This is a genomic window from Nocardia sp. NPDC060255 (genome assembly GCF_042727395.1).
GTDB lineage: Bacteria > Actinomycetota > Actinomycetes > Mycobacteriales > Mycobacteriaceae > Nocardia.
Genome location: NZ_JBHXAU010000005.1, coordinates 167,906 through 194,458, shown reverse-complemented (window position 1 = coordinate 194,458; position 26,553 = coordinate 167,906). Strand labels below are relative to the sequence as shown.

The 26,553-nt window shown below is 65.3% G+C and carries 27 protein-coding genes and 2 tRNA genes; 12 read left to right on the top strand and 17 right to left on the bottom strand.

Features of this window, described 5'->3' with window-relative positions; all coding sequences use genetic code 11:
* Positions 1 to 8 precede the first annotated feature (8 nt).
* Positions 9 to 623 carry a TetR/AcrR family transcriptional regulator gene (locus ACFWF1_RS12725; RefSeq protein WP_379285060.1) on the bottom strand — a complete coding sequence of 205 codons (615 nt, stop codon included), beginning with the start codon at positions 621 to 623 and terminating at the stop codon, positions 9 to 11.
* A 65-nt stretch (positions 624 to 688) separates the two neighbouring features.
* Between ACFWF1_RS12725 and ACFWF1_RS12720 the strand changes: the two genes are divergently transcribed.
* Positions 689 to 832, top strand: coding sequence for a hypothetical protein (locus tag ACFWF1_RS12720; RefSeq protein ID WP_379285061.1), 144 nt, complete (start codon positions 689 to 691; stop codon positions 830 to 832).
* Positions 833 to 880: 48 nt separating this feature from the next.
* Positions 881 to 1,951 carry an epoxide hydrolase family protein gene (locus ACFWF1_RS12715; RefSeq protein ID WP_379285062.1) on the top strand — a complete coding sequence of 357 codons (1,071 nt, stop codon included), beginning with the start codon at positions 881 to 883 and terminating at the stop codon, positions 1,949 to 1,951.
* Positions 1,952 to 1,975: 24 nt separating this feature from the next.
* On the opposite strand, the gene ACFWF1_RS12710 is transcribed toward ACFWF1_RS12715, so the two are convergent.
* Positions 1,976 to 2,836: a helix-turn-helix domain-containing protein gene (locus tag ACFWF1_RS12710; protein WP_379285063.1), complete on the bottom strand. Its 861-nt coding sequence runs from the start codon at positions 2,834 to 2,836 to the stop codon at positions 1,976 to 1,978.
* A gap of 461 nt (positions 2,837 to 3,297) precedes the next feature.
* On the opposite strand from ACFWF1_RS12710, the gene ACFWF1_RS12705 reads away from it, so the two are divergent.
* Entirely contained in the window at positions 3,298 to 3,741 is a 444-nt protein-coding gene (locus ACFWF1_RS12705) for a VOC family protein (RefSeq protein ID WP_379285064.1), read from the top strand.
* 112 nt (positions 3,742 to 3,853) lie between these two features.
* Positions 3,854 to 4,888: a methyltransferase gene (locus ACFWF1_RS12700; protein ID WP_379285065.1), complete on the top strand. Its 1,035-nt coding sequence runs from the start codon at positions 3,854 to 3,856 to the stop codon at positions 4,886 to 4,888.
* Between the two features lie 257 nt (positions 4,889 to 5,145).
* On the opposite strand, the gene ACFWF1_RS12695 is transcribed toward ACFWF1_RS12700, so the two are convergent.
* On the bottom strand, positions 5,146 to 5,652 hold the full coding sequence (locus tag ACFWF1_RS12695) for a hypothetical protein (protein WP_379285066.1): 507 nt from the start codon (positions 5,650 to 5,652) through the stop codon (positions 5,146 to 5,148).
* Positions 5,653 to 6,022: 370 nt separating this feature from the next.
* On the opposite strand from ACFWF1_RS12695, the gene ACFWF1_RS12690 reads away from it, so the two are divergent.
* Complete coding sequence (locus ACFWF1_RS12690) at positions 6,023 to 6,898, top strand: TIGR03621 family F420-dependent LLM class oxidoreductase (protein ID WP_379285067.1); 876 nt, start codon at positions 6,023 to 6,025, stop codon at positions 6,896 to 6,898.
* 154 nt (positions 6,899 to 7,052) lie between these two features.
* Here ACFWF1_RS12690 and ACFWF1_RS12685 read toward each other — a convergent pair whose 3' ends face one another.
* Positions 7,053 to 7,373 carry a hypothetical protein gene (locus ACFWF1_RS12685; protein WP_379285068.1) on the bottom strand — a complete coding sequence of 107 codons (321 nt, stop codon included), beginning with the start codon at positions 7,371 to 7,373 and terminating at the stop codon, positions 7,053 to 7,055.
* Between the two features lie 183 nt (positions 7,374 to 7,556).
* Here ACFWF1_RS12685 and ACFWF1_RS12680 point away from each other — a divergent pair, with 183 nt between their 5' ends.
* The gene (locus ACFWF1_RS12680; protein WP_379285069.1) at positions 7,557 to 8,447 is read left to right on the top strand and encodes a LysR family transcriptional regulator; all 891 of its coding nucleotides are present in this window, start codon (positions 7,557 to 7,559) and stop codon (positions 8,445 to 8,447) included.
* Between the two features lie 38 nt (positions 8,448 to 8,485).
* Here the strand turns inward: ACFWF1_RS12680 and ACFWF1_RS12675 are convergent, their stop codons facing one another.
* A complete protein-coding gene (locus tag ACFWF1_RS12675) occupies positions 8,486 to 9,214 on the bottom strand; it encodes an SDR family NAD(P)-dependent oxidoreductase (protein WP_379285070.1) in 729 nt (242 codons plus the stop codon).
* Positions 9,215 to 9,658: 444 nt separating this feature from the next.
* Here ACFWF1_RS12675 and ACFWF1_RS12670 point away from each other — a divergent pair, with 444 nt between their 5' ends.
* From ACFWF1_RS12670 to ACFWF1_RS12660, 3 genes are all read left to right on the top strand, one after another.
* Positions 9,659 to 9,976 (top strand): hypothetical protein, encoded by a 318-nt coding sequence (locus ACFWF1_RS12670; RefSeq protein WP_379285071.1) that lies wholly within the window; start codon positions 9,659 to 9,661, stop codon positions 9,974 to 9,976.
* Between the two features lie 214 nt (positions 9,977 to 10,190).
* Complete coding sequence (locus ACFWF1_RS12665) at positions 10,191 to 12,356, top strand: alpha/beta fold hydrolase (RefSeq protein WP_379285072.1); 2,166 nt, start codon at positions 10,191 to 10,193, stop codon at positions 12,354 to 12,356.
* Positions 12,356 to 13,168 carry an alpha/beta fold hydrolase gene (locus ACFWF1_RS12660; protein ID WP_379285073.1) on the top strand — a complete coding sequence of 271 codons (813 nt, stop codon included), beginning with the start codon at positions 12,356 to 12,358 and terminating at the stop codon, positions 13,166 to 13,168. Before ACFWF1_RS12665 ends, ACFWF1_RS12660 begins: the two co-directional genes overlap by 1 nt.
* A gap of 60 nt (positions 13,169 to 13,228) precedes the next feature.
* On the opposite strand, the gene ACFWF1_RS12655 is transcribed toward ACFWF1_RS12660, so the two are convergent.
* The 5 genes from ACFWF1_RS12655 to ACFWF1_RS12635 all read right to left on the bottom strand — a co-directional run bounded on the left by ACFWF1_RS12655 (position 13,229) and on the right by ACFWF1_RS12635 (position 18,016).
* On the bottom strand, positions 13,229 to 14,101 hold the full coding sequence (locus tag ACFWF1_RS12655) for an endo alpha-1,4 polygalactosaminidase (protein ID WP_379285074.1): 873 nt from the start codon (positions 14,099 to 14,101) through the stop codon (positions 13,229 to 13,231).
* A 109-nt stretch (positions 14,102 to 14,210) separates the two neighbouring features.
* Positions 14,211 to 14,834, bottom strand: coding sequence for a peptide deformylase (locus ACFWF1_RS12650; RefSeq protein WP_379322175.1), 624 nt, complete (start codon positions 14,832 to 14,834; stop codon positions 14,211 to 14,213).
* A 65-nt stretch (positions 14,835 to 14,899) separates the two neighbouring features.
* Positions 14,900 to 15,487, bottom strand: coding sequence for a hypothetical protein (locus ACFWF1_RS12645; RefSeq protein ID WP_379285076.1), 588 nt, complete (start codon positions 15,485 to 15,487; stop codon positions 14,900 to 14,902).
* Between the two features lie 763 nt (positions 15,488 to 16,250).
* Positions 16,251 to 17,618, bottom strand: coding sequence for an FAD-binding oxidoreductase (locus ACFWF1_RS12640; protein WP_379285077.1), 1,368 nt, complete (start codon positions 17,616 to 17,618; stop codon positions 16,251 to 16,253).
* Positions 17,619 to 17,761: 143 nt separating this feature from the next.
* Positions 17,762 to 18,016, bottom strand: a complete 255-nt coding sequence (locus ACFWF1_RS12635; RefSeq protein WP_379285078.1) for a hypothetical protein — start codon at positions 18,014 to 18,016, stop codon at positions 17,762 to 17,764.
* 278 nt (positions 18,017 to 18,294) lie between these two features.
* Here ACFWF1_RS12635 and ACFWF1_RS12630 point away from each other — a divergent pair, with 278 nt between their 5' ends.
* Positions 18,295 to 18,717: a nuclear transport factor 2 family protein gene (locus ACFWF1_RS12630; RefSeq protein WP_379285079.1), complete on the top strand. Its 423-nt coding sequence runs from the start codon at positions 18,295 to 18,297 to the stop codon at positions 18,715 to 18,717.
* A 383-nt stretch (positions 18,718 to 19,100) separates the two neighbouring features.
* On the opposite strand, the gene ACFWF1_RS12625 is transcribed toward ACFWF1_RS12630, so the two are convergent.
* The 3 genes from ACFWF1_RS12625 to ACFWF1_RS12615 all read right to left on the bottom strand — a co-directional run bounded on the left by ACFWF1_RS12625 (position 19,101) and on the right by ACFWF1_RS12615 (position 21,954).
* Positions 19,101 to 19,961 carry an alpha/beta hydrolase gene (locus ACFWF1_RS12625; RefSeq protein ID WP_379285200.1) on the bottom strand — a complete coding sequence of 287 codons (861 nt, stop codon included), beginning with the start codon at positions 19,959 to 19,961 and terminating at the stop codon, positions 19,101 to 19,103.
* 340 nt (positions 19,962 to 20,301) lie between these two features.
* Positions 20,302 to 20,916 (bottom strand): NAD(P)-dependent oxidoreductase, encoded by a 615-nt coding sequence (locus ACFWF1_RS12620; protein WP_379285080.1) that lies wholly within the window; start codon positions 20,914 to 20,916, stop codon positions 20,302 to 20,304.
* A gap of 147 nt (positions 20,917 to 21,063) precedes the next feature.
* Positions 21,064 to 21,954 carry a nuclear transport factor 2 family protein gene (locus ACFWF1_RS12615; RefSeq protein ID WP_379285081.1) on the bottom strand — a complete coding sequence of 297 codons (891 nt, stop codon included), beginning with the start codon at positions 21,952 to 21,954 and terminating at the stop codon, positions 21,064 to 21,066.
* 170 nt (positions 21,955 to 22,124) lie between these two features.
* Between ACFWF1_RS12615 and ACFWF1_RS12610 the strand changes: the two genes are divergently transcribed.
* Positions 22,125 to 22,985, top strand: coding sequence for a helix-turn-helix domain-containing protein (locus ACFWF1_RS12610; protein ID WP_379285082.1), 861 nt, complete (start codon positions 22,125 to 22,127; stop codon positions 22,983 to 22,985).
* Between the two features lie 533 nt (positions 22,986 to 23,518).
* Here the strand turns inward: ACFWF1_RS12610 and ACFWF1_RS12605 are convergent.
* A tRNA-Lys gene (locus ACFWF1_RS12605) sits at positions 23,519 to 23,591 on the bottom strand.
* 305 nt (positions 23,592 to 23,896) lie between these two features.
* On the opposite strand from ACFWF1_RS12605, the gene ACFWF1_RS12600 reads away from it, so the two are divergent.
* Entirely contained in the window at positions 23,897 to 25,111 is a 1,215-nt protein-coding gene (locus ACFWF1_RS12600; RefSeq protein WP_379285083.1) for an Ig-like domain-containing protein, read from the top strand.
* Between the two features lie 56 nt (positions 25,112 to 25,167).
* Here the strand turns inward: ACFWF1_RS12600 and ACFWF1_RS12595 are convergent, their stop codons facing one another.
* The 3 genes from ACFWF1_RS12595 to orn form a co-directional block, all read right to left on the bottom strand.
* Positions 25,168 to 25,416, bottom strand: a complete 249-nt coding sequence (locus ACFWF1_RS12595; RefSeq protein ID WP_379285084.1) for a hypothetical protein — start codon at positions 25,414 to 25,416, stop codon at positions 25,168 to 25,170.
* 191 nt (positions 25,417 to 25,607) lie between these two features.
* A tRNA-His gene (locus ACFWF1_RS12590) sits at positions 25,608 to 25,680 on the bottom strand.
* 56 nt (positions 25,681 to 25,736) lie between these two features.
* Positions 25,737 to 26,387 (bottom strand): oligoribonuclease, encoded by a 651-nt coding sequence (orn, locus tag ACFWF1_RS12585; protein ID WP_379285085.1) that lies wholly within the window; start codon positions 26,385 to 26,387, stop codon positions 25,737 to 25,739.
* Between the last annotated feature and the right edge of the window lie 166 nt (positions 26,388 to 26,553).

Sequence of the window (26,553 nt, the reverse complement as noted above, 5' to 3'; positions counted from 1 at the left end):
AATACTGTTCAGGTGCCTGCGCGCAAAGAATCGAGGTGTAGATCGGCCACCCGCCCGAGCTCGGCGACCCCGGAGCCGGACTGTGCGAGGACGCGCAGCCCCGAGATGGCCGACGAGACCATCAGTGCCGCGTCGCGTGCCGCGATGCCCTTGCGGAGGGTGCCGTCCAACTGGCCGGCCCGCACGGCACCGGCCAGCAGGGCAAGTTGAACGTCCGCGTAGCGGTCGAGGAGGCGCTGCACGCGCGGGTCCCTGGCGCCGAGATCGGGTGCCATCCGCGACGCCACGATCATGCAGCCCGCGGCGTGGCCGTCCAACTCGGCGGCACGTTCCTCGGCGAGGGCGAGATCGAAAAGGGCGGCCAGGCGCCCGGCTCCCGACAGCCGCTGATCGGTCAGGACGGCCTCCTGCTGCGCGAGAGCGAGAGCAGTGTGCCGCTCCAGCGCGCGGACGAACAGCTCGTTCTTCGAGGTGAAGGTGTTGTACAAGCTGCTCCGCCGCACCCCGGCCGCCTCGCACAGCTGCTCGGTCGAGGTGTCGGCGAACCCGCGAACGCGGAACCGCCCAGCGACTGCGTCGAGAACGGCCGCTTCGTCGAATTCGCGCGGTCTGCCAGCACCCATGGCGACCATGGTACCTTTTCTGTACTTTGAAATACAAATTAGGAACTGGAAAGGGTCGCCCGCATGTGCGCAAGGCGGCCAACGCCTTTGCCTTGGACGGCGAATCGACGACGCTGATGCAACGCGGCGCCAACCTGTTCACTTCGGTGCTGCGCCGACCGGGAGCTGAATCCAGAGTGGACCAGGGAGAAGTCAATGGTGCCCGCTAGGCCCGTGCTCGAGGTCACCGATGCCGAACTCGGCGAGCTGCGAGCGCGGTGGCCGCCACGCGATGGCCTGCGCCATGGCCGGTGACCGGCTGGTCGGCGGGAACCGATCCCGGTGAGCTGCGGCGACTGGTCACCTACTGGGCAGCCGGCTACGACTGGCGGGCGCACGAAGCCGCCATCAACGCACTTCCGCACCACGTCGCCGACATCGCCGGGACACCGGTGCACTACCTGCGATTCGACGGCGAGGCTCCGGACGCGCTGCCGATCATCCTGACCAACGGGTGGCCCAGCTCGTTCCTGGAGTTGACCGACCTCGCCCAGCGGCTGGCCACCCCGTCCGAGCACGGTGGTCATGCGGCGGACTCGTTCACCGTCATCGTCCCTTCTTTGCCAGGATTCGCCTTCTCCCCGCAACGGCCTTCGCTCACGGATCCCTTACAGACCCAAGAACTTTGGCACTTGCTCATGCGAGAGGAACTGGGTCTGGCCCGGTACGGGGCGCACGGCACGGACCTGGGCGCGGGCATCACCTCCCGGCTGGCCGAAGCCCATCCTGATGCTCTGGTGGGTATCCACCTGACGGCCATCGCCAGCCCGGTCGCCTACGACGACGAGAGCGTCACCGCCCAGGAGAGCGTCTATCTGGACTCCGTGACGACCTGGTCGACGAAGGAAGGCGCCTATCAGCACCAGCAGAACACCCGCCCGATCACCTTGAGCTACGGATTGGCCGACTCGCCGACCGGCTTGCTCGCCTGGATGATCGAGAAGCACCGCGCGTGGAGCGACTGCGGCGGCGACCTGTCCTCGCGATTCAGTGACGACTTCCTGCTGACCCAGGCGTCGCTCTACTGGTTCACCAACACCATTTCGACCTCGTTCCGGCCGCACTACGAGTACAGCGAGAACATCACGCGCAGAGTCGAGCGGATCGAAGTCCCCACCGCCCTCGCGCTGTTCCCAGCCGACCTCACCCTGCCGCCGCGCAGCTGGGCCGAGCGCACCTACAACATCACGAGGTACACGCAGATGCCCCGCGGTGGTCACTTCCCCGCATACGAAGAACCCGAGTTGCTCGCGCACGACCTCACCGACTTCTTCCGGCCGCTGCGGTGACTGCCGATCGTGGCGGGAACGTGGTCAGTGTTGGTGGGGCTCGGTTGCGGAGAAATCCTGCAGGCCGATGACATGGGCCAGGGCGAGTCGCTGGGCGTCGTCGCTGTCGGGCTCAGCGGTGAACACGGCTACCCTCAGGTCACCGCTGTGGATGGTCAGGATGTCGTAGTCCAAGTGAATCGGTCCGACCTGTGGGTGCAGAATCACCGCGCGGTGGACCGAATGCATGGTCGGTGGGGCCGTGTCCCAGGCTTGCGCGAAACAGTCGCTGACCGAGCGTAACGCCGCGATGAGCTTGGTCAGTTCTTGGTCGGCTGGATAGCGGGCGGCGGCGGCCCGCAGGTCGGCCACCAGGGACGCGCGGAAGCGCTTGTTCTCCTCCGGGTCGACGACACACTGGTTCAGTCCGGTGAACTCGCGCCAGGCCAAATTGCGTTCGTGACCGCGCTGGGCGTTGGGGTCGTAGAACAGTGTGGTCCAGGAGGGGTTGGCGGCGAGCTGTGTCCATGCGGCGGTGAAGACACCAACTGGGCCGTTGTCGAGTCGGTCGAGTAGTCGGCGTGCGCCGGGGCCGAGGTGGGTCGGCGCGCAGCCTTCACCGGCTGGGGCGTAGCCGGCCAGTGTGCACAAGTGCTCGTACTCGGCGCGTGACAACCGCAGGGCCCGGCTCAGTGCGTCGAGAACCGCCATCGACGGGCGTGCCCTGCCTTGTTCGAGCCGTTTGATGTAGTCGGCGGAAACTCCCGCCAACCCGCCGAGCTCCTCACGCCGCAAGCCCGGGGTGCGCCGCCCGAGGGTGGATTCGGAAACTCCCGCCAGGGCAGGCGTCACTCGCTCTCGCCACTCCCGGAGCATCCGCCCTAGATCGCCGTGTTGTGCGCTCACATAGCCAAAGGTAATTCAAGAACGAGCCGCGAGCCTGGGCCAATCAGTCCCAGGTGCGCAGACCACCGATGTGCGCGGGCTTCGCGGGTCCACACTGAGCGCGACGATCCGTACGCCGCGGCCGATCTTACGGTCATGTGCTACGGCAATCGTCCGGAGTTTCCTGGGACAGATTGGGCCAGGCACATTTCGTCGGCGGTGTTTAGCGTTGTGATGACGAATGGATTTCGAGGATTCGAATGGGCTTCGGTGGGAGCGTGCGAATTTTCGGCCCACACGTCGGCGTGATTTCTAAGCTTATCGAAAGGCAATTCGATGATCAGTTCGTCGTACCGTGGTGTGCTGCTGGTGCACGGTGCGCGGCATACCGGCAAGGGGTGGGATGGTGTTGCGGTCCGATCAGCAGCGACGACGGCCGCGGTGCCGGGCGGAGAGTGGACACGGGAATTGAACGGCCGGCGATGCGTACGCCGGTACCGCTGACGTTCTTCGGCGTCGGCATTGTCGTCGCCGATCTGGAGCAGGCTGTCCATCGACTGTCCACCGGGCTCGGTATCGGGTTCACCCGTCCCGCAACGGTATTCGGGCTGACTATCGCGATATCGCGCATCGAGCCGCCCCGCTATCAGCTCATCCAGGCCGCCGGCGGCGACGGACCGTTCGCTGCCGCGGACACCGATCGGGTGCGGTATTACGGCTGCTGGGAACAGGATACGGAGCATCGGCTGACCCAGCTCGCGAGCAGGGGAGTGGTGACCGAACGCGTGCTGCGAAAGTCGTCGCAAGCGCCGCCCTCGGCCATCATCACCGGTCCTGATCTGGCCGGCGGCCGGATCGCCTACGTGACCGCACGGCTTCAGCCTGCCATCGAGGACTGGGCTCGCTCGGGAAAACTCGTGGCGTAGTACGGAATTCCGACAATCAGTCGTCGCTTCGGTGTGCGAAGCCGACGCTCATATCGATCATTTCAACGCTCACCATTTGAGCAACCGACTCGTAGGAAGTACAGGAGACAGCATGACCACGAAGGACACCGATATGCCCTCGGAGAGCGCGCAGGCAACAGCGCCCATCGCTGTGATGTCACAGATGCTGGGTGGGTTTCAGGTATCCCAGGCGCTGTACGTCATCGCCAAGCTCGACATAGCGACTTTGCTGGACGATGGGCCGTTGAGCCAGGACGAGCTGGCTCGCCGGACCGGAGCGAATCCCGGGGTTCTTCGGCGCCTGTTGCGGACGCTCGCGTCGATCGGGGTGTTCGCCACCGACGGTGATCTGGTCCGCACCACCCCGCTGGGCGCGGTCCTGTCCCGGCGCCACCCGGCGTCGTTGCACGCGGTCGCGCACTTCTGGATGGAAACGCACTACCGCCCGTTCGGCGAACTGCTGCGCACGGCGCGCACCGGTGAGACGGCAGCGACCTACCAACTCGGTGAGCACTTCTTCAACTGGGTCGCCGCAGACCCGGATCGCTCCGCACTGCAGAGCCGGGCGATGGCCGAAATTACCACGGGGCTTCGGGCGGGGATGTTCGACAACTACGAACTGCCCGACGGAGAAATCGTCGCGGACATCGGCGGTGCCGACGGCGCCATGCTGCTCACACTGCTGGCGTGGCACCCCGGGCGCCGGGGCATTGTCTTCGACCTCCCTGCCATAGTTCCCACCGCCGAAGCACGTATCCGCGCGGCCGGACTCGCCGACACGATCGTGGCCTCGGGTGGAGACTTCTTCGCCGAGGTGCCTGAAGCCGATATCTACATCCTCGCCTACATCCTGCACGACTGGGACGATGTCTCCGCGCTGCGCATCCTCGGTACTATCGCGGCCGCCGCGAAACCCGGTGCGCGCCTGTTGATCGTCGAAGGCATCGTTCCCGAAGGTGACGTTGCGCACCTGACGAAGATGGTCGACCTGACGATGCTCGCGGTGAACACCGGCGGCGAACGGACCGCCACCGAGTACCGAGACCTGTTGAATACCGCCGGATTTACCGTCGACAGCATCGTGAACACCCCCAGCCCGTTCTCGATCATCGAGGCAACTCTTTGAACCGAGTACTCACCTAGTAGGTCACGATGACAGGCGTCGCGCCGTCCCGCAGTTGTCTTTCGGTGTGACTCGCGGTGAAGCGTGGCGGTGTTGTCGCGTTGTCAGGTGGCGCCGATGACGAGGGTGCTGCGGGCGACCGCGGCGAGGGCTTGGGCGTCGGTGAAGTCGTCAGCGTCGAGTTGCAGGCCGAGTTTGTGCCGATGCCGGGACAGCACGAAGGTCAGTTCCTCTCGGCCGCGGCCGAGGTTCGGTGGCGACTACTTGATCCGCAGGCCAGGCACCGAATTCACACTGCCGGTACCGGCAGGGGCGGGAAGCGCGAGGACATCTATCGGCCCGTATCTGTCGCCATCGCCATCTTCGGCGAGGAAATCGTAGTAGCCCGGTTTGCCGGGGGTCCACTGGATACTGGCCGAAGTGGTTCCCGGAGACGTTGTTACGGAGCCGACAAGGGTGGCGCGGTCAGGGTGAAGAACCGGATCGATGGGAGCGTCCGGATCGTATGTGGCGAGCAAATTGACAGGCCTGTCGTACCGGTGATGTGCCGGATCCGGGAAGTCGACCATGAACGTATACACCCCGTTCACATAGTAGGCATCGCGGCTAGTTGTCGGCACTCCTCCGCACACCTTCAGGTTCTGGCCAGTGCTACCGGCACTCCAATCGCAGGCACCGGCCTGCGGTGCCAGTAACACCGTCGCGACAGCAGCGGTCGCGACGAGCCCTGCGACACCGGAACTCAACCGACGGACGCGTGTATTCATCGATCAACTCCATTTACCTGAGCCAGAACTTCCCACCCGGCCCGAGGAGATGCCTCGGACAGCCGAAATCATCCCATCATCGGGTGTCGGGCCAATAGCTCCGCGACTGGGGAGTTCGTCCCCAGTTCGGCCGATGGTGCGCGGCGGATTCCGCAGCAGCAGCCATACCGCCCAGGGCACAGCTCCACCGGAGGCCAGCACCTCGGCAGTGGCAACAAACTCGGTCATCGGCGGTCCATCCTTCTCGTCGGCAGGTAGCGAGAAGGATTGTGGCGGCGCGGTTCTCCGCCCAATAGATCAAGAACGAGTAGTCAGCCTGGCCCTGAAACGCCCAGGCTAAGTGCCTGTTTCGCGTGATAGAACCGACGTTATGGCTGCTGAATTTCGCTTCGGTATGAACATGGCGTTCCCGGGTTCGCGTGCGGAGTGGGTGGACAAGGTCCGTCGCGCCGAAGCGCTCGGTTACGATGTCGTGGCAGTGGCCGACCATCTCGGCCTGTCGGCTCCGTTTCCGAGCTTGTCGCTCGCGGCGGAGGTCACCGAGCGAATTACGCTGGGCACCTTGGTGTTGAATACGCCGTTCTACAATCCGACGCTGCTGGCCCGGGATGTTGCCGCGCTGGATCGGTTCAGCGGCGGCAGGCTGGAACTGGGGCTCGGCGCAGGGAATGCGAAGGAAGAATTCGACGCAACCGGGATACCGATGCCCGGCCCGGGCGCGCGCGTCGCGCATGTCGAGCAGACCGTGCTCACCATGCGGAAGCTGTATGCCGACGCGAATTACCAGCCTGCACCGACACGGCCGGAAGGGCCGCGGCTGTTGATCGCTGGATCGGGAAACCGGTTGTTGCGCTTGGCCGCTGAGCACGCCGACATGATCGCGCTGCCCGGTGTCGTGACGTCGAAGACCGGCGTGATGGACGTGATGATCGCAGCCGAGATCGACGAACGCTCCGACTATCTACGCCGCTTGCTCGGCGAGCGCAACGACCAGGTGGAACTCAGCCTGCACATTTACGCAGTAGCGCGCCCCGCCGAACGTGACAGCGTGGGCGATATGGTGCGCCAATTGATGCCCGGTTTCACCGACGACCGCATCCGGCAGTCACCCAGTATTCAGGTCGGCACGCCGCAACAGATCGCCGACAGCCTGCGTGAATGCCGAGACCGATACGGGATCACCTATTTCACGATAATCGAGCCTTTCATGGACGCCTTCGCGCCCGTGATCGAAATTCTGAAGTAGCTGCACGGGTCCAGTTGGGCGTGCCGTCCCGGGTGACGACGGCAGCGCTAGGAATTCGACATCACGGCCAGGCTTCAGTACCAACGCTGCCGCGTTCGGCGCGGGGGTGGCAGCGCCTGCGTTGGGCTGCCCTGGCACCGCGGCGCGACGTCGACTACGCCGTGCAGCGGGTAGCCGGCCCCACGAACGATGTCGGTGCAGCGGGCTGAGCGCTCGGGATGCGGAGGTCGCTTGTGTGCGTTGGGTGTTCGGGTACGCGTGGCAGGTCGGACGCGGTGGCCAGCGCGCTGGTGCTGATCGGGGTGAACTGAACGATCAGCGCTGCGGTGTCGGCCTCGGGGAGATGTCGCCGGAGTGTGGCCGACTGGACCAGGGCGGTGTCGGGCATGCGCTGTTCGAAGTCTGTGAGGAACTGGTTCAGCTCGGTCGCCGACAACGGTCGCTGAAACGAAATGAGCATCGTGTGTGGCTTCATCGGCCAGCTTCTTTCTTTCTTCGTTCGGTCGCCGGTCCGGCACGGCAATCCGAGCCATCTCGTGCTTCTCCCATTGCTTCGTAGATGTGGCCAGCACACAGGGCGATCGTCGTGCTGTCCAAGGCCCGAGGGTTATGGCGGCATGTCTACCCGGCATAGCCGCTGATCTGACATGCTGAACGCGTGCTGCCAGAGATCGAGTTGCGACACTTCCGCTATGTTCTCGCCGTGGCCGAGCACGGCACATTCACCGGAGCGGCAACGCAATTGGGAATTACCCAGCCTGCGCTGTCCCGCGCGGTCCGGGCATTGGAGACCACGCTCGGGACGGAACTTTTCGTGCGGGACCGGCACGGCGTGACACTGACCGAAGCGGGCAGGACGCTGGTCGACGACGCCCGCGTCGTCGACGATGCCGCACGGGCGGCCGTCGCCCGGGCCACCGCGCCGCGTGCTGCGGTCCGGCAGTTGCGGGTCACCGCGCGCGGCTGTGATATCGAGGCGCTCGAGACCGTGGTCGTCTCCTACAACGCCATCCACCCCGATCGCGTCCCCGCGCTGGCGGTGATGGTGGACGGGCCGACGCAGGTGGAGGAGGTTCGCTCCGGCGTGACCGACGTATCCCTGGTGCGTTCACCGATGGACTTGCAGGGCCTCGACAGTGAACTGTTCCGCGCCGATCCCCGTGTCGCGCTGCTGCCGAACGCTCATCCGCTGGCTACCCGCCGGGTGATCGAACGCGCGGAACTCGAGGGCGAGACTATCGCGACCTGGTCCGGTGACACTCCCGCTGGGATCGCGTACTGGACCGCAACGGACCTGACCCCGCATGCGTGGAAGCCGGGTCCGGTCGTTTCGGATGTGGCGCAGTACGTCGGCTCCATCCGACTGGGCGAGGCGATCGGCTTCGTCCCCGAGTCGCTGCTGCATGAACTGTCTTTGCGCGGCATCTCCGTCGTTCCGGTCGCCGGAGTGTCGCCCAGTGAGCTGCGGATCGTCTGGGCGCCCACGGCAACCTCCCGCGAGATCGCGAGCTTTGTCCGGCACGCGACGCCTTCGCCCAGCCGCCGATAGCCAGGCGGGCGATGGCCGCCGTGGAGCGCGTCGGTGGATCAGCTGTCGGCTGTGAACTTGTCCGAGAGGCCCTCGAATTCCCATTCCTCGGGCAGGTCACTGTAGAACAGCTCGGGTTCGGCCTGTTCCTTGTGCAGGCGCCAGTAGGACTCGGCGATGACGTCGGGTTCGGAGCCCGGGCGGCCTTGTCCGATATGTGCCGCGAGTGCGACGTGAGCGACGTAGACACCGCGGTCGGCGACGGAGGCGTGCAGGTTGAGTAGCCAGTTCCGCAGTCCTGCGGTGGCCACCTGAACGTTGGCGACCCCCGGAACGACCATCGGCCCTGATCCGGCACCGGTGGTTGCGATGATCGTCCCGGATCGGCGCACCAGCATGCCGGGCAGCACCTGCTGCACAGCGGTGATACCGCCGTAGACATACATCTCGAGCTCGGGGAGTACAGACTCGACCGTGACCTCCGATGCCTCCACGATCGGCCGGTCGGTCATGTCGGCGGCGGTGGGCGCCGGCGAGTACTCCAAGACGTCGATGGCCCCGAAATGCTGTTCGGCCGCGGCCAAAGCAGCGCGCAGACCCGGGAGATCGGTGACATCGGCAGGAAAGGCGGCCACGTTCGTACCGGACGCGGCGAGGGCGTCGCTGACGGTGTGCAGGGTCGCGGGGTTACGTGCGACGAGGGCGACGCTGAAACCTTCTGCGGCGAAACGGCGTCCGATTGCCAGACCGAGTTGGGGACCTGCACCCACGATCGCAATTGTGCTCATCCGCATCTCCTCTGAAGCTGTTAAAACGAATTCGCCGCATAGCTTTTCACGTCCAATCTCGAAGATCAACCACTCGGTCCGGCCAGCTTGTGCCCGTCCTGATTCGATTGGTCGATGTCTTGACCACGCACGCCTGGAGCGTCCATTTCATGGCCGCGGAACTACCTGCGCGTATGGGTTCAGCGAAACATCGGCAAGGCTTCCGCGCACGCGGGTTGACCTGAGTTCGGAACCGTTACAGGCGGTTTCCGCGGACGCAACCGCACATTCCTGGGACTGATTGGGCCACGCATATTTTGTCGTCGGCGATTAGCGTCGTGAGGGCGAGTGGGCATCGGGATTCCCGCAGCGCATTTCGTACCATGCCGCGGGCTTGTCCGTAGCCCCGGCGCGGGTGGTGTCGGAACTGGACCCGTCAGCTACCCGGCCAGGCAACTCGCCGCCATGGCCGGCTACGACCGGCGCCTGTTCGAACGGGCCGGCGATCTCGTCGTGCTGGTCCGCGAAGCGGCCCGCACCGAACCGGATTTCGCCGACATCGACCGCCACGGTCGACAATCGGCCGACCAGGCCCGGGCCGACATGTTCTCCGCCTGGCCGCCGGGCACACTACGCGCGGATCTGCCCGCAGCCGTCGATGTCTATGCCGCGCTGTGCAATATCGACGTCTACACCAGCCTGGCCGTCGAACGAGCCTGGCACCCTGATCGAATCGAGCACTGGTGGAGCGAGACCCTGGCCCGCGAACTCCTCACCAGCTGAGTGACGTCTTCGAGGACGTCCGGCTGCCTGAGGGAAGTACCAGATTATCGTGCGGGGTTTCCTGGGACTGATTGGGCCAGGCACATTTCATCGGCGGCGTTTAGCGTCGTGATGACGGGTGGGTATCGAGGATTCGAATAGGGCTTCGGTTGGAGCGTGCGAATTTTCGGCCCGTGCGTCGGCGTGATTTCTGAGCTTATCGAAAGGCAATCTGATGACAAGTTCGTCGTCGTATCGTGGTGTGTTACTGGTGCATGGTGCGTGGCATACCGGCAAGGCGTGGGATGGTGTTGCGGCCGGGTTGCGTGCGCGCGGTGTCCCGGTGGCTGTGGCTGAGTTGCATCGTGGTTCGCTGGCAGCGGATATCGCGGCGGCCGAGGCGGCGTTGGACGAGATTCTGGAGTTCGGCCCGGCCATTGTGTGCGGCCATTCATACGGTGGCGCAATAATTTCCGGTCTTCCGGCGGAGAAGATCGCTCACCTGGTGTATCTGGCCGCGGTCATGCCCGATCTCGGCGAGTCCGCTCTCGGGCTGCTCGCCAGTGGGCCGGCGGGCGAACTCAGCGCGGCGATGGTGGGTGACATTCTCGGTACGGTGACGCTGGATCCGGAGCGTGCGGGGATGCTGCTGCATGCCCATCTCGACGAGGAGCAGCGTGCGGCGCACGTCGCTGAACTCGTGCCACAGGATATGGCGGCCGGGCATGAGACGGCGACTAGTGCCGTATGGCGTTCGCGGCCGAGTACGTACGTCGTCTGTAGCGATGATCGCGCCATGGATCCGGTTTTGCAGCGTCGTTTCGCCGATCACGCGACGCATACGCTGACCTGGAACAGTGATCACGGAGTGATGGCCTCGCACGAGACCGACACCGTCGAACTGCTTTCGCGCCTGGCGGCCGCCACCCCGGAGTCTCTCCTCGCCGGAAACCCGGCGCGAATCAACAAAGCGGACCGCACCTCGCACATCCTGGTGCTCGGCGGCGGCATCGTCGGCCTGACGGCCGCCATGCTGCTCGCCCGCGACGGGCATCGAGTCACGGTGCTGGACAAGGACGCTGGAAGCGCGGGCAGCGAGCCCGAAAGCGCGTGGGAGCAGTGGCGGCGACCGGGCGTCAACCAGTTCCGGCATCCGCACCTGATGTTGCCCAGCGGTTATCACCTGCTGGTGCGGGAACTACCCGACGCCGTCGAAGCGCTCACGGCATCGGGCGCGCGCCCGCACAATATGCTCGACGGAACCTACAAGGTGGCCGCCATCGGCGGCCGGGTGCCCGGTGACGAGCGGTTCGACACCCTCGCCGCGCGCAGACCGGTCATCGAGGAAGGGCTCGGCGCGGCCGCCGCCCGAACCCCCGGACTCACGATCCGTCGTGGCACGCCGGTGACCGGATTGCTGACCGACGGCGCGGCGGGCGGGGTGCCGCGGGTGGTCGGCGTGCTGACCGGGCACGGCGAGGAGATTCGCGCGGACCTGATCATCGACGCGCTGGGCCGCAACTCGCCGACGAGCAAGCTGCTGACCGATATCGGTGCGACCGAACCCGCGCAGCAGCGCCAGGAGACCGGGTTCCTTGCGTACAGCAGGTATTTCCGCTCCACCGACGGCTCGCTGCCCGCGCAACCGGCCTGGCCGCTCGAGCATCACGACAGCCTCACCATGATCACCATCCCCGGCGACGCGGGCACCTGGGCGGTCGCGCTCTTCGTCGCCGGCCGTGATCGCGCGCTGCGCGCGCTGAGCGAGCCGGCGACTTGGCAGCGCGCCGCCGCGCTGTATCCCGATATGGCGCACTGGGCTTCGGCAGGTGAACCGATCACCGGCGTGCTCGCCATGTCCGGGATCGAGGCCAAACATCGCAGCCTCGTCGTCGACGGGCGACCGGTGGTGACCGGCCTGGTGAGCGTCGGAGATGCCTGGGCGACCACGAATCCCATCTTCGGTATGGGAATCACGATGGGCATGTTTCATGCGGAGCTGTTGCGTGATGTGGTGCGCGAGTTGGACATCGATGACAAGGAGAAGCTGGCGTTGCGGTTCGACGAGGTCACCGACGCGAAGCTGGAGCCGGTCTATCAGGCGGTAGCCGAGTGGGACCACCACAGGCTCGCCCAGATCGACGGTGACATCGCGGGTGTCCCTTACGAAACCGACCATCCGGGGTGGAACCTGCGGCAGGCGATGGAGGCGGCCAAGCTGAAAGATCCGGAGGTGATGCGCGGTTTCAGCGATATCGGCTCCATGCTGCGTGGCGCGGATGAGGTCCTGGCCACACCGGGGCTGCAAGATCGGATCATCGAGCTCGGTGCCGGAGCTGCCCGCTATCCGGAGTCGGGGCCGTCCCGTGCCGAGCTGCTGGCAGTGGTTGGGGCCGAGTGATGCGTTTCGAAACCACCGGCATCGAACTCGAAGTACAAGTCAGCGGGTCAGGCCCGAATGTCCTACTGGTGCACGGTTACCCGGACACGCACGAGGTGTGGCGGCACCAGGTGGCCGCGTTGAACGCCGTCGGCTATCGCACCATCGCCCCCGACCTGCGCGGCTTCGGCGCCTCGGAAAAGCCGGCAGAGCTGGCGGACTACGAACTCGATCACTACCTGGCGGATCTGGTCGGCCTGCTCGACGAGCTGGGCGTGCAGCGCGCGCACGTCGTCGGACACGATTGGGGCGCTTCGCTGGCTCTGCTGCTGGCGGGCGTGTACCCGGATCGGGTCACCAGCCTGACGCTGCTTTCCGTGGGGCATTCCGCCTCGATCGTGGACGCGGGCCTGCGGCAGCGCGAAATGTCGTGGTACTTCCTGCTGTTCCAGTTCCAAGGCATCGCCGAACGTTGGCTCTCGCAGGATGATTTCGCCAACGCCAGACAGTGGCTGGCCTCCCATCCCGACCTCGATGAGGTGATCGAGCGGATGCGCGATCCACAAGCGCTGAGCGCTGGGCTCGGGCTGTATCGCACCGGGGCCGGGCCCCAGTTTCTCGTCGAGCCGCCCGCGCTACCGCCGGTCCACGCACCGGTGCTCGGCGTCTGGAGCAGTGAAGACAGGTACCTCACCGAGGAATCGATGACCGGCACCGAGAGATATGTCAGCGGGTCGTGGCAGTACGAGCGGCTCGACGGAGTCGGGCACTGGCTGCAACTGGAGGCACCGGACAAGGTCAACGAACTGCTTGTCGGCTTTTTGTCCCGGTAATGGGCCGGTCGACGCAGGACCCCGGATGGCCGAGCGGCCACCGGGGTCCGATCGGCTCGATCAGCAATGCTGGTAGAGGTATCCGGTGTTGCCGTGCGGCACGAGTTTGCGGTCGCGGAGGATGGTGGTGGCCGCTCGGGACGGGTCTGTGCAGACCCGGTCGAACGGGGTGCTGAGGTTGTCCGGGTATTCGATATCGATGACCAAGTCCCCGTACACCTTTCGGTAGCTGTCGCATTCGCGGAACTGGAAACACTCTTCGGTGACGGCGAAGTCGAATCCCGCTCGGGTCTTGGCGCGGACGCTCAATTCCGCAGCATTCTTCTGTCCGACGGCGAGATGCGCTTCGTGTGCCACCCCGACCAGCTTGGCGGCGAGGTCGAAGTTCATTTCTGCAGTGAGTTGCCCGCGCGATCGGCTGTAGGAGTCGAGATTGTCGAACTCGACAGCGCGGAAACCGGCGTCGCGGCACTGTCGAATGGTCGGTGCAAGGATGTCGGTCAGCCGTCGGCGCTTCGCTTCGGTCGAGGTGTCCAGGATCAGTTCGTCGGGCCAGTCGGGATCAATGACCGGTCTGCCGGACTTGTCGGCCAGGACGAGATCGCGGCGTTCGCTCAACCAGTGCTCGCGATCGGCGGGCTGGGTTTGAAAACCGTTGATATAGCAGATGTTGTAGAGGCCGGGCGCCGGCTGTGCGGTGCTGTCCCGGGTGACCACTTCGACTCCGGTGGGCGGTGGGTAGGCCCCGCCGAGTTGGTAGTCCGCGATCGCCCGGGTGGGCGGAAGCTGTACATTCGCTGTCACCGGCGGGCTCGGCGGTGTGCTCACCTCATCCCCGTCACTGTTCGTCCCGCAACCGGATGTCACGGCGAGCACGGTCACGACGACCGCCAGCACCGCGTAGGCCAGTAGTGACGGTCTTGTACTTCTCATGGGGAGTCTCCCTGCCGGTGCTGGCGAATCATGGTCGGCGGCGCATCGCTCGGCATGACTGTACTGATGGTCAGTTGTCCGACGGCGGCCGTGATTGCCGCGTTCATCCTTACCGGATGTGTTGCGGCAGTGGAAAGCCGAGTGCTTCGGCGGCTTGGGCCGGTGTCGGCTGCGCCCAGCGCGACTTGTACATTTCGTTGCTGGCCAGTGAGCGGGTGAGTGCTTTGTCGATATAGATCGTGCCGACGAGGTGATCGGTTTCGTGCTGGAAGATGCGGGCGGGCCAGCCGGTGATTCGTTCGACATGACGAACACCGTCGAGATCTTCGTATTCGGCATGGACGGTTTCCGGTCGGGGTACGACGGCCTGGTATCCGGGCAAGCTGAGGCAGCCCTCGTAGAAGCCGACCGAATCTCTCTCTGCGGTATACATCGGGTTGATGATCGTGTAATCGGGCACCGGAATTCGTTTCCGCGCCGCCGCGACGTCCTCGGGCACCTCGGCCGTGTCGCCGATAACGGCGATACGCAACGGGATTCCGATCTGCGGCGCGGCCAGTCCGACGCCGTGGGTGGCGTGCATGGTCGCCAGCATGAGCTCGCTCAGTTCTTTCAGTAGCGTGGTGTCGATCTGGCCGGTCACCGGGTCGGCGGGCCGCCGAAGCACGGGATCACCCATCGAGGTCAAGGGGGCGGCACCGCCTCGACATTTATCCAATATTTCGACAATCATGTCGATGACATCCATAGCGACCTTTCCAGCTGTGGGTACTTCGGTTGTGGCAGAACATGTTTGCGTCAGGGGTATCCGGTGGATTGGGTGGCGCCGTTGTGGGCGTAGGCCTCGGCGAGTGGCACGACATGGTCGATGGTCGCCATTCCCTCGCATTCCTTCCTGGCCGCGGCGGACCTGGCCCGCAGCGCGGAGTCGTACAGTGCGCGAGACGCGGTGTCAGCGATCGTGTCGGCGTCGATCTCGGCCGAGGTGAGGGCGAGCGCCAGCCCGGCCTCGGCGGCGCCGGCGAGCGTGGCACCGTTCTCGGCGGATTCGCGGACGATGACGTCCGGTCGCCACCGGTCGAACGAGGCGATCGGGTCCCGAGCTGAGTCCAGATTCCATACAGCCCAGCTCAATTCGCTGGAATACTCGAGCTCCTGGTCCCCGCATGCGTTGCCGAAGAAGACAGGAAACATCGTCTCCACGTCTTCCCAGGTGAAATGCGTTCCGATCGCCGTGAATTCGAAACCGGCGGCCTCGACGACTCGGGCGAACGGCGCGCTGCTCGCGACCCGTACTTCATGACCGGCTGCCTGGAAGGCTGCGGCGTAGGGAACCATCGAATCGAGATACCGGCGTCCGGGCTGGGTGGTGAAAAGAACACGCATGAGCTTCCTCCGATGGAACTGAGTCGGCTTCTCAGTGCAGGCGACACCTGCTGTCCCCGCCGCCGGAGTACGCGCTCGAGATTGCTCTGTACTGCACTCACCTGACGACCGTAGATCAAGAACGAGTAGTCAGCCTGGGCCTGATATGCCCAGGCTGATCGCCCTTTCCGGGCGGTAGAGCGGCAATACGGCTGAATTTCGCCCGCGGTCCCCGCCCGGATCGCTGTCCCACTCACGCGCTGACCCGAAGACCTATGGGCGGCTCGCCTGCGGGTCGCGCACGCCGCGGCGGGATTCGGAGACCCCAGGTGGCCGCCGGTCACCCGAGAAAGCTGTCCCCGTCGACGCGTGCGCAGTAGACCCGGCGCCGCCATCCTGGTCAGGAGCCTCCTCCAGGGCGGGGATCTTGTGTCCGAGCCGACCGGTTGCGACGTTTGTCGATGCGATGCCGGGGTCGGTGGTAGCCGGGAAATTTAGCGTACGGTCGTTCATCGACGACAATAGAGTACGCACGTACGCTATTCTTGTCACCTGTTGACCGCGACTGGAATTTGTTGTCGCCCAGAAGATCAGGCGGTGCTCTTCACCGTGGTGAGGTGAAAGGTGTTGAGCCGTAGCAGGGCTGGGGAGTTCCTGCAGGTGCGCTGGATCTGCTGTCGCACGTCCTGAAACATCGAAATGTGGTCGCCCGCGACTTTCGCATCCTGTGGATTCGATGCGAAACCTACTGTGAAGCAACATGTCTCGGTGGACAATTCCCTCGTTATGTCGTCGCGGGGAGCGGTGTTGCGGTGAATAGATTGCCGGGGTCGAGGCGGTTCTTGACCGCGTGGAGGCGAGTGTTGTTGGTGCCGTAGGCGTGCGCGGCCTGTTGCTCGTCGTCGGGGCCGAGGAGGTTGGGGTAGCCGCCGGGCAGCGCGTGCTGGGCCAGCATGGTGCTGGCCTTCTTGGGCCAGCCGACCGATAGCGGGTCCGCGTCCGGGGCGCCGATTTCGATGAGCTCGACCATGAAGTGGTCTCGGCGTAGTCCGAAGGCGCTGGTGTCAGGGGAGATTCGGGTGGCGGCGCCGTGGAAGTGGTGGATGTTGATGAATGTCGACGGGGAGGTGCGTGCGTCGTAGGCCTCGATCAGCGCCGAAACGACCTCGGGGGTGAACGCGGCGACGTTGCGGGTGCGGATCGCGTAGCGGGCTCCGTCGGGGAACGCACCGTCGAATTCGCGCAGTTTCGCCAGCGGCGATTTCGAACTGACCGCGGCGGTCAGCGGCGAGCCGAGCGCGGCGAATCCGCTCAGCGCGGCCGCGCCGTCGGCGGGTGTTCCTGACCAGGTCGGGGCGATGGTGATCACCGGGTTGCCGTCGGGGCCGGCGACGATAGCGATGACAGAGGTGAGCTCGTCGGATGCGTGTTCGAGGAGCTCGCCGTAACCGCGCAATACCTGCTCGGCCTGTTCCCACGGGAACGTGAACGACCCGGCCAGCACCTCGGTCAGCGGATGCAGGGCCACTTCGGCGGAGGTGACCACGCCGAAGTTCCCGCCTCCACCGCGCAGCGCCCACAACAGTTCGGGATCCGCACCGTCGCTACGGCCCGCGCGCACAACGCGTCCGTCGGCGAGCACGACCTCGGCAGCCAGCAAGTTGTCGGCGGCGAGACCGAAGCGTCCGTTGAGCGGACCGTAGCCTCCGCCGAGGGACAGCCCGAGCATGCCCACGCTGCCGACCGTTCCGGTCGCTACCGCGAGTCCGTGGCGGTCCGCTTCTTCCGCGACGTCGGCGGAGGTGGCGCCCCCGGCCACAGTGGCGACGTTGTCGCGCACCGAGACCTGCCGCATTCGAGTGAGGTCGACGACCAGGCCGCCGGGCCGGATCGCGCGCCCCGCCCAATCGTGGCCGCCGCCGCGGACCGACAGCGCCAGCCCGCTCTCGCGTGCCGCGCGGACCGCGTGCTGCACGTCTGCGATGGACTCGCAACGCACGATCAGCGCTGGGCGATTGGACACCGCGCCGTTCCACACGGTCGCTGCCGCGTCGAGTTCGGGTCCTGCGGTGACGAGGCGATGCGGGTCAACCGCTGGGGCGAGTATTTCGAGCGCAGCGTTTACGCGGTCGGAGCCCAAAGATGTGACCATGATAATCCTTTCAGCACCACAAAAGGCACTCGGAATAAGCGGAACGAGAAAGACGCTCGGGCGGATCGGCCACCCAAGGGCCGGAAAGTGAGCCTGTCGTCGCGGCGTGCGAGCAATTCTGGAGGCTGAGGGCGTCAACCGGGTCAGTCGGCTGGGTGATTCGGCCGATAGATATCAGGGGAGAGCCGCTCGCGTACCGTCGTCAAGTTGCGGGCCCGGTCCATGTTCGATTCGCTTCGTGTGCACAGCGGAAAATCGGCCAGTGCGCCGAGTTCCTGGCGCCACAGCCCAAGAGCTCTCAACTGGATGCTGAATCGGGGCATCTCTGCCGGAACAGACGGCGCCTGTTCTCTTCGCACCTGAAGCACACGCTCGGGATCGATCTGTACTGCACTCACATAACGACGGTAGATCAGGAATTCGCAGTCAGCCTGGGCGAGAAATGCCCAGGCTAGCAGGCCTGTTGCTCCGGGAGGTGCCGGTCGACCAGAGTGCTCGCAATGGAGATTTATGGCTGCGAGCGTGCGCCCGGGGGGCTTCGCTCAGGAATTCGGCCCATTCGCGCTGATAATGCCGAGGGTGCGGCGGTTGGCCGGTTGCGCCTCGCCTGTTGGTGACCGTGACGAGGCGCGAACAGGGTGGGCATGATTGGCCCTGGCTGTCTGAGTCGAGGATTATGATCCTGGAGCTTGTGTCGATAAACGATAGTGAGAACGCGGTGCGCGGTGATGTGGTGTGGCGCATGGAGGAGGCGATGAACGCGCACGACTTGGATGCGCTCGTCGATTGTTTTACCGAGGACTTTCGCTCGGATTTGCCGATCCATCCGGGGCGGTCGTTCGTCGGGCGTGAGCATGTGCGCAATAACTGGGCGGGAATCTTCGCGCGTGTTCCCGATCTGTCGGCGACGGTCCTGCAGTCGGTTGCTGAAGGTGGCCAGGCGTGGGCCGAGTGGGAGATCGGGGGCACCACGGTGGCGGGCGAGCGGTACCTGTCGCGCGGTGTGTCCATCATCGAGTTTCGTGACGGGCGGGCTGCCTCGGTCCGCTTCTACCTCGACGACGTCGATCCCAGCGACGGCTCGGAGGCCGGCCGTTGACCTGAGTTCGTCCGTTGCACAACCACCCGGCTGCCGCCGCATCGCGCGCCCACGTCGGCCATGACTGGTCTGCTCCACACGAGTCATCGAAACTGTGGCGGAGCGAACGCCTGGCGAGGATGGCCGTCCTGATCTCCGGGTGCAGGATCGGTTGGTTCCGGCGTATGCGTTGCGTCCTCGCGCCGACGATCGCTAGCCAGCCTGGAGGGTATGTGCCTCCTACCGTCCGCTCGGCCGGAAAGGGTTCGGTGCGGGCGGTAGGGGCTGTCCCGGTTAGTCAGTAGACCGGGTTCTGGAGTCGGCGTCGCCGGGCGCCACCAGCGCGGAACGGCACGATGACATCCGGCCACCCGCTGATGTCACCCCGTACCGGCCGCGGACACCTACGGCTGAGCGGCGCGTGGGCTCAGTGCTTCGCTCAGGAAATCGGCCCATTCGAGTAAGGCAACCGCTGCGGCAGGTACCACCGCAGCTTGGCCCTGCGCGACATGCCACAGCCCGTGGCTTTCGGTGAACCGCACTCGAACGCCCGCCGCGTCGAGTGCGGCAGCAAGTTCGACGCATTGCTCGTGCAGCAGTTCGCTGACATCCACCTGCAGATAGGTTGGTGGCAGTCCAGCGAGAGTGTCGCGCAAGGGTGCGTAACCCTCGACATCCGCAGGATTGTCGCCGAGATAGGCGGCAGCGCAAACCTTTGCCCACGCTTTGGTGATGACCAGGTCGCTTTTGCGGTCGGGATTCAGGTTCGGATCCACCCACGGTGCTATCAAGCCAAGCGCGGCCGGTGTCAGACCGTGCCGCGCGATCAGGCGCTGCGCTGTCGCCAGGGACAATCCGCCGCCGGCCGAATCACCAGTGATCGCAATGCGATTCGCGGGGATGCCGCCCTCGACCAACTCGAGAAACGCGGACTCCGCGTCGTCCAATGCCGCAGGGAACGGGTGCTCCGGCGCCAGCCGGTAGTCCAAAACATAGAAGGTACAACCGGTTTCCAGTGCCAACGCGGCCACGAGCGAACGATACGTCGCGGGCGAGCCGAGGGTGTAGGCACCGCCGTGCAGGTACAGCACGGTGCCCGCATCGGCACCGGTGCTGAGACGCTCGGCGGGCCGCCCGCCCAAGTGCAGTTTCTCGACCCTGACATCGGCGGGCACCGGTCCCGCAGCAACCTTTTCGAGCAACCTTCGCTGTGTCCCCCACGACAGATGCCTGTTGAACGTGACCCGGTAGGTCAGTTTCAGCATTGCCTTGATCACCGGCAATGGCGGAACGAAGTTGCCCACGATTTCAAACTCTCCATCAGGTAGGACGCGGCGGTGCACCGCAGTCAGAAGCGTCGATTGCCAGCTGGATCTGGAAATGCCCACCAGGACAACGGCACTCGTCCTAGCCACCCCCGGAACATTCGGCCGAGATCGCTGGGTAGCGCACTCACGAGATCGAAGATAGATCAAGAATGGGCCGCCGGCCTGGGCCAATTAGTGCCAGCCTGGATGTCCGCCGTGGCTTCGCCGTCTTCAGTACCGGTCTACGAATCCCGCACGCGGCGTGAGCGATTCACGGGCGAACCCATCGGCCGTCAGGTCAGCGCATGAGGGGGACGGCGATCCGGCCGAGGAACCGCGGGTTCTCTGCTTCGTCAAGCATGGCGGCGGCAACGGTGTCCCGGCTGACCATGATGCGGAGGATGCTCTTGGGGGCGGCATCGAGCCCGACGGTGCGACGGTACGGGCTGATCGGTTTGTTCGACAGGGGGCCGGCGTGGAAGACCGTCCCGCCGGCTGCGGTGATCAGAGCGTCCGCCTCGACCTTGTCGGCGACCTCCGCGCCGAGTCCCTTGAGGACCAGCCGGTTGAGCGCGCTCGCCACCGCGGCCGAGGGGCCCGTGCCGTAAGCGCCCAGCCAAATGATGTGAGCGCCCGACGCCACCGCCGACCGGGCGCCCGCGGTCAGCACGCCCGGCTTCGTCCCCTTGGGCACACCCAGTCCGGACAGCACCAGTGCACTGCCTTCGAGCGCCGAGTCGATTCCGTCTGTGTGGAACACATCCGCGCCGATCTTGGTCAGCCCCGGGGCGTCCGGAACGGTGATCCGGTCAGGATTGCGGGCGATGGCTCTGACGATGTGGCCACGTGCGAGTGCCTGCCGGGTGAGGGCGAGTCCGGTCGGGCCGGACGCGGCGAGAACCGTGAGGTGCATGAAAATCTACTCCTGGGGGTAATGCGAACGATGTTTCCAGTTCGCGCGCCGCCGAATTCCGCACCGGGCCATGACGACGCTCGGCGGGAGTGCGCGAGCTGCGGTGTACAGGGCGATCTCGTAAGTCGTGATCCGCCGAGCCGGATTTCAGTCGAGGATGTTCAGCCGTGCCGATGCGTCCGGGGCGTCGACCGGATCGAGGTAGAAGCGGACCGCTCGGGCGCGGCCGTCCTCGACCCGGATGATGACTGTGCCGCGGATGGTCTCGACGACCCCGTCGGCCCGCGTGCCGATCATCTCCCATTCCGTCCACACCCGGTCACCGTCCACCACGGAGTCGATGACCCGGGCGTCCAGGCCGTTCGAATACCGGGCGAAGATCATCGTGTAGTTCGCGCGAACCTGGTCGGCACCGCGGAAGGAGCGATCGGGGTGCATTGGCATCACGCAGTCGAAGTCGTCGGTGTAATTGACCACCAGCTTTTCGACGTCACGTTCGGACATTGCCGCAGCCATTCGAAACGGAACGGCGCGCACTTCGTCGGTCGATGCAGCCACTTTCTCGCCCGCCTTGTCTGCGGACCCTGCTGCGATCGCGTAAAGCTCGGGGTTGCCCGTGAAAGGGGCCTTCCGCACGACGCGGATGCGCCGCAACCGCCATTCATTATCGACCCGCTGCAGATCGACGTGCCAGAAAGCACGCACGACGAGCCAGTCGACCTCGGCGGCGGGAACGTGGTGGTAGGCCACCACGAAACTCCGGTAGGTAGCGCGGTCGCCCTCGAGCTCGACGATGACGTTGGAGGTCGAATGGTGCGTACTCTGGAACCCTTCCAGCACCGCCCGGCTGGCGGCCACGAAATCATCGGCACTCAATTCTTGCGACGGCACGCCCAGGTGCTCGGAAACGTCCATCGTGACGGTATCGGCGACGATCGCACGCAGACCTTCCCAGTCCTTGAGATCCTGTGACCAAGCGAAACGGGCCACGGTCTCGGTGACAGCGACCCGATCGGCGAGGTGGTTGACATCAGGCATGAAATTCCTTCATCGAGAACACGATTGGTAAACATCGAGAGAGGAGCGCGTGTCAACACAGATTCGCGTGCGCTGTCTCCGCCTCCTGGTGGAAATTCTTCCGGGTTTTGGCCGCTGTAGCAGGGGCCAGGATGTCCCCTCCTGGCCGATGCCGTTGATATTCTTCGGTCATGCTGGACGCGAGCACTTTGGGAACGGTGTTGCGGGAGCGACGTGAACGCACCCGCCCCGAAGAGGTAGGCGTCGTCAGTCACGGCCGCAGGCGCACAGGCGGCCTGCGCCGGGAAGAGCTCGCCGAATTGGCCGGCGTGTCGCCCGATCACCTGAAACGCATGGAGCAGGGTCGTCGGCATCCCTCGCCCGCCGTGTTGAACGCCTTGGCCCGAGCACTGCGGGTGAGCAGGACGGAATACGAGCACCTGTGCACGCTGGCCGGTTACGCGCCGACGGAAGGGCGGGTGCCACGGCGGCTCAGTGATGGCGCGTGCCGGCTCGTGGACCGGATAGCGGGCACGCCGGTGTGCGTGCTCGACGCCACGTGGACGGTCGTCGGCTGGAACCGGGCTTGGGAAGCGCTGGCCTGCGGGGTGCCCTCGCTCCACCCGCGCGAGGGCAACATCCCCTGGCGGGTGTTCGCCGGCCAGGGCAGCGAGGTGATGCGCTCGCCGGGTGACGACGCGCGCTTCAAGCGCCTGCTGGTGGCCGAGCTGCATGCGGCCTCGGCCCGCTACCCCGCGGACGAAGACCTGGCGTCTTTGACCGCCGACCTCCAGCGCGCCAGCGCCGAGTTCGCTGAGCTTTGGGCGAGCACGCCCGCCGCCGGGCAGCACGACAGCCGGATGCTGCTGCCGCATGCGGATATGGGCCAGATCGCACTCGACTGCGACACCATCCACATTCCCGACGGTGACCTACGGGCTGTGGTGTTCACGGCAGACCCAGGCTCGGCCGACGCCACAGGAACTCGTGAACGCAGCGAAGATGCGTCGAGTCAAGTTGTGCCGCAGGCGCGCCCACAGGGTGCCGCGTAATCCGATCCCGCGCGGTGAGGCCCTCGGGCAGTTCGGAATTCGAGTACAACGGTCAACTCCACCGGCACGGGACGCGGCCCGTGCCGGACAGCAGGCCACCCTCATCGCATCGGGTCGTCCGCCGATGTGTCGCGCGGTTGTAACGAAAAGTGGTATGCCCTACGTTCCCCAGCCCGGACGTATGCCGGGCACCGGATTGTCGCGCTTCCGGAGTTCACGACCCGCATGTTGAAGCAGCTGCGAGCCGATCCGGAGTACGGCGGGATGTGCGAGGTGAAGGCGCTGCGCGAGGTCGATGGCGAGGTTGCGGACGGCTGCGAAGCAGTTGGGGCACTCGCGGGAGAGCAGCACGGAGCGGGCACTACATCGCTTCGCCCGCACAGGCACCGGACTCATCGGCCGTGCGCGAGTTGGGGTTTGGCGGAACCAGCTGACGGACATGTCGTCGCTGAATTCTTGTAGTATTTTTGGAAATCGCCAGACCTGACCGGCCTGGTCTAACCGGTAACCCGGTTCTGACCTGCTGTTTATTGTGCGCCATCAGGGACTCGAACCCCGAACCCGCTGATTAAGAGTCAGCTGCTCTGCCAATTGAGCTAATGGCGCTTGCTCCGTGTTCCGGTGCGGGACAAACCTTAACAGGCCGAGGCGGCAGTTGTGAAATCGCCTGCTGACCGGGGCTGATGAGCGGGTCGGGCGGGGTGTTAACGCCGAACCCGGCAGTTCGGATCTATCCCGTGTAACACGTCTGTGTCGACGCGGCATTCGCGTTGGTGCGAGCACCTCGCGCTGGCAGAATGACCGAACGTGGTTTCGATCACGCCGCGGGCACGGCGAGTTGAGCTGTAAGCGGTCGGGATCCGAAGCCATCGGTGTGCTTCTGGTGCGCCGGGACTTGAAACGGGGTTGAGATGAGCGTTGGTCGAGGTCGGTGTCGGTGGGTCCGACATATCACCGGACCTGTTGTCGTGTTCGCGGTGGCCGCGCTGGCATTGTCGGGGTGTTCGTCGTCGAAAGCGCCGGATACGTCGTCGGTCGTCATCGACCGTAACCCGCTGTTGGAGCTGATCAAGCCGAAGTTGTTGTCCCCGATCAAGGATGGCGCGATGGGGGTCTCGCCGGGCCTGCCGCTGACGTTCCGGGTCGAGGACGGCAAGTTCACGAACGTCACGCTGGTGAACGCGCAGAACCAGCCGGTGGGTGGCAGGCTGGCCGCCGACGGGCAGTCGTGGGAGAACACCGAGGTGCTCGGGTACGGCAAGGCCTATCGGTTGCAGGCGGATGCGATCGGCCTCGGCGGTGCGAGTTCCGCGTCGGTGAACTTCACCACCAGTTCGCCGAAGGGCCAGACGCATCCTTATCTGTTGCCGGGCGAGGGCGAGGTGGTCGGGATCGGCCAGCCGGTCGCGATCTCGTTCGACGAGACCATTCCGGACCGTCAGGCCGCGCAGGATGCGATCAAGATCACTACGGAGCCTGCCGTCGAAGGCGCGTTCTACTGGGTGAACAACCGTGAGGTGCGGTGGCGTCCCGAGCGTTTCTGGGCGCCTGGGACCAAGGTCACCATCAATGTGAACGTGTATGGCCGTGATCTCGGCAACGGGCTGTTCGGTCAGGACAATCTGCAGTCGTTCTTCACGGTCGGCGACGCCATGGTCTTCACCGCGGACGACAACACCAAGGAGGTGGTCGTCGAGCAGAACGGTCAGGTGGTGCGGACCATGCCGACCTCGATGGGCAAGGACAGCACGCCCACCGACAACGGCGTCTACATCGTCAGCGACCGGTTCGACAAGATCATCATGGATTCCTCGACCTACGGTGTGCCGGTGAACTCACCGGCCGGATACAAGACGCCGGTCGACTACGCCACCCGAATCTCCTACAGCGGCATCTTCTTTCACTCCGCGCCGTGGTCGGTCGGGCAGCAGGGGTACAGCAACACCAGCCACGGTTGCCTGAACCTGAGCCCGGCGAACGCGCTGTGGGTCTATCAGAACGCCAAGCGCGGTGACATCACCATCGTCAAGAACACCGTCGGCGGAACCCTTTCCGGCGTAGACGGTTTGGGCGATTGGAACATCCCGTGGCCGGAGTGGAAGGCGGGTAACGCCGACCCGCGTTGAGCGACAACGGAAACGGGCCACCAGTTGAGCACTGGTGGCCCGTTCGTCGTCTTCGGTCAGGGGAGCATGTTGCAGCCCAGATGCGCGTCGCCGATGATGGCCATCGCGCTGCCGGTCGCGACGCACGCCAGCTTGCCGCTGGACCCGCTGCCCGCGGACCCGGTGCCGACGAGCCCGCCCGCCGACCCGCTGGAGGCCGAACCGGAGTCCGGCATCCCCGGCAGCCCGATACCCGCGGTCGCGGTCCCGGTAGCTGCGGTGAGAAGGCTGGCGCCGAAGAAAGCTGCGATAACCGCGGAACGCATCACGACCTGTTGTCTCTCTGGTCAAACCGAGGTGGTGTCCCAGTGACACCGCCCACGCGCCGGAGTCTACGGACGGGCCGGGCGATCCGTCCCGCAATCGGAAGAAGCGTGTTTCACATTGTGACCTGGCCGCGGACCGGGCAAATGAAAAGGCCCAGGTTGGGGATTTCTCTCCAACCTGGGCCTCTCAGGGTGACCGACGGGACTCGAACCCGCGACAGCCAGGATCACAACCTGGTGCTCTACCAACTGAACTACGGTCACCATCACCGGCTTGAACACCGGCGCCGTCGATATTAGCGTGTCACCCCGTCGAGTCCCTAATCGGTTTCCGACGCGGCGTTGACCTGGGCCGATTCGGCGGGTGTCGCGGCGCTGCCGATCTCGGCGGCGACCGCGGCGATCTCGGTGGTGGACGGCCCGGGCGGCGCGACGAACGCGGTGCGGCGGTAGTACTCCAGCTCGCGGATGGATTCCTTGATGTCGGCCAGCGCGCGATGAGCCAGGCCCTTCTCCGGCTGGCCGAAGTAGATGCGCGGGTACCAGCGGCGGCACAGCTCCTTGATCGAGCTCACATCGATCATCCGGTAGTGCAGATGGGCGTCCACCGCGGGCATGTCGCGGGCGATGAAGCCGCGGTCGGTGGCGATCGAGTTACCGGCCAGCGGCACGGTGCCCGGCGTCGGCACGTACTGCTTGATGTAGTCGAGCACCTGCTGCTCGGCCTCGGCCATGGTGACGGTGGAGCGGCGCACCTCTTCGGTCAGCCCGGAGCGCGCGTGCATGTCGACGACCACCTGCGGCATCGCGGCCAGCGCCGCGTCGTCGGCGTGGATGACCACGTCGACACCCTCACCCATGATGTTGAGATCACTGTCGGTGACGAGCACAGCCACCTCGATCAGCTTGTCGCTGTCCAGGCGCAAGCCCGTCATTTCACAATCCATCCACACCACGTATTTATCCGACACGGCAGCAACACTAGCTGTGTTGGATTTGCAGCACCTGCGGTGCTGCGTGTTCGCGGCCCCCGGCTGTCTCGCGTCCGAGCGGCCCCCGAAATCCCCAGAGGCCCAATCGCGGGGGGCCCACGGGGCCGGGGAGGGGCCCGTACAGGCCAATCAAAGTAAACCGTAC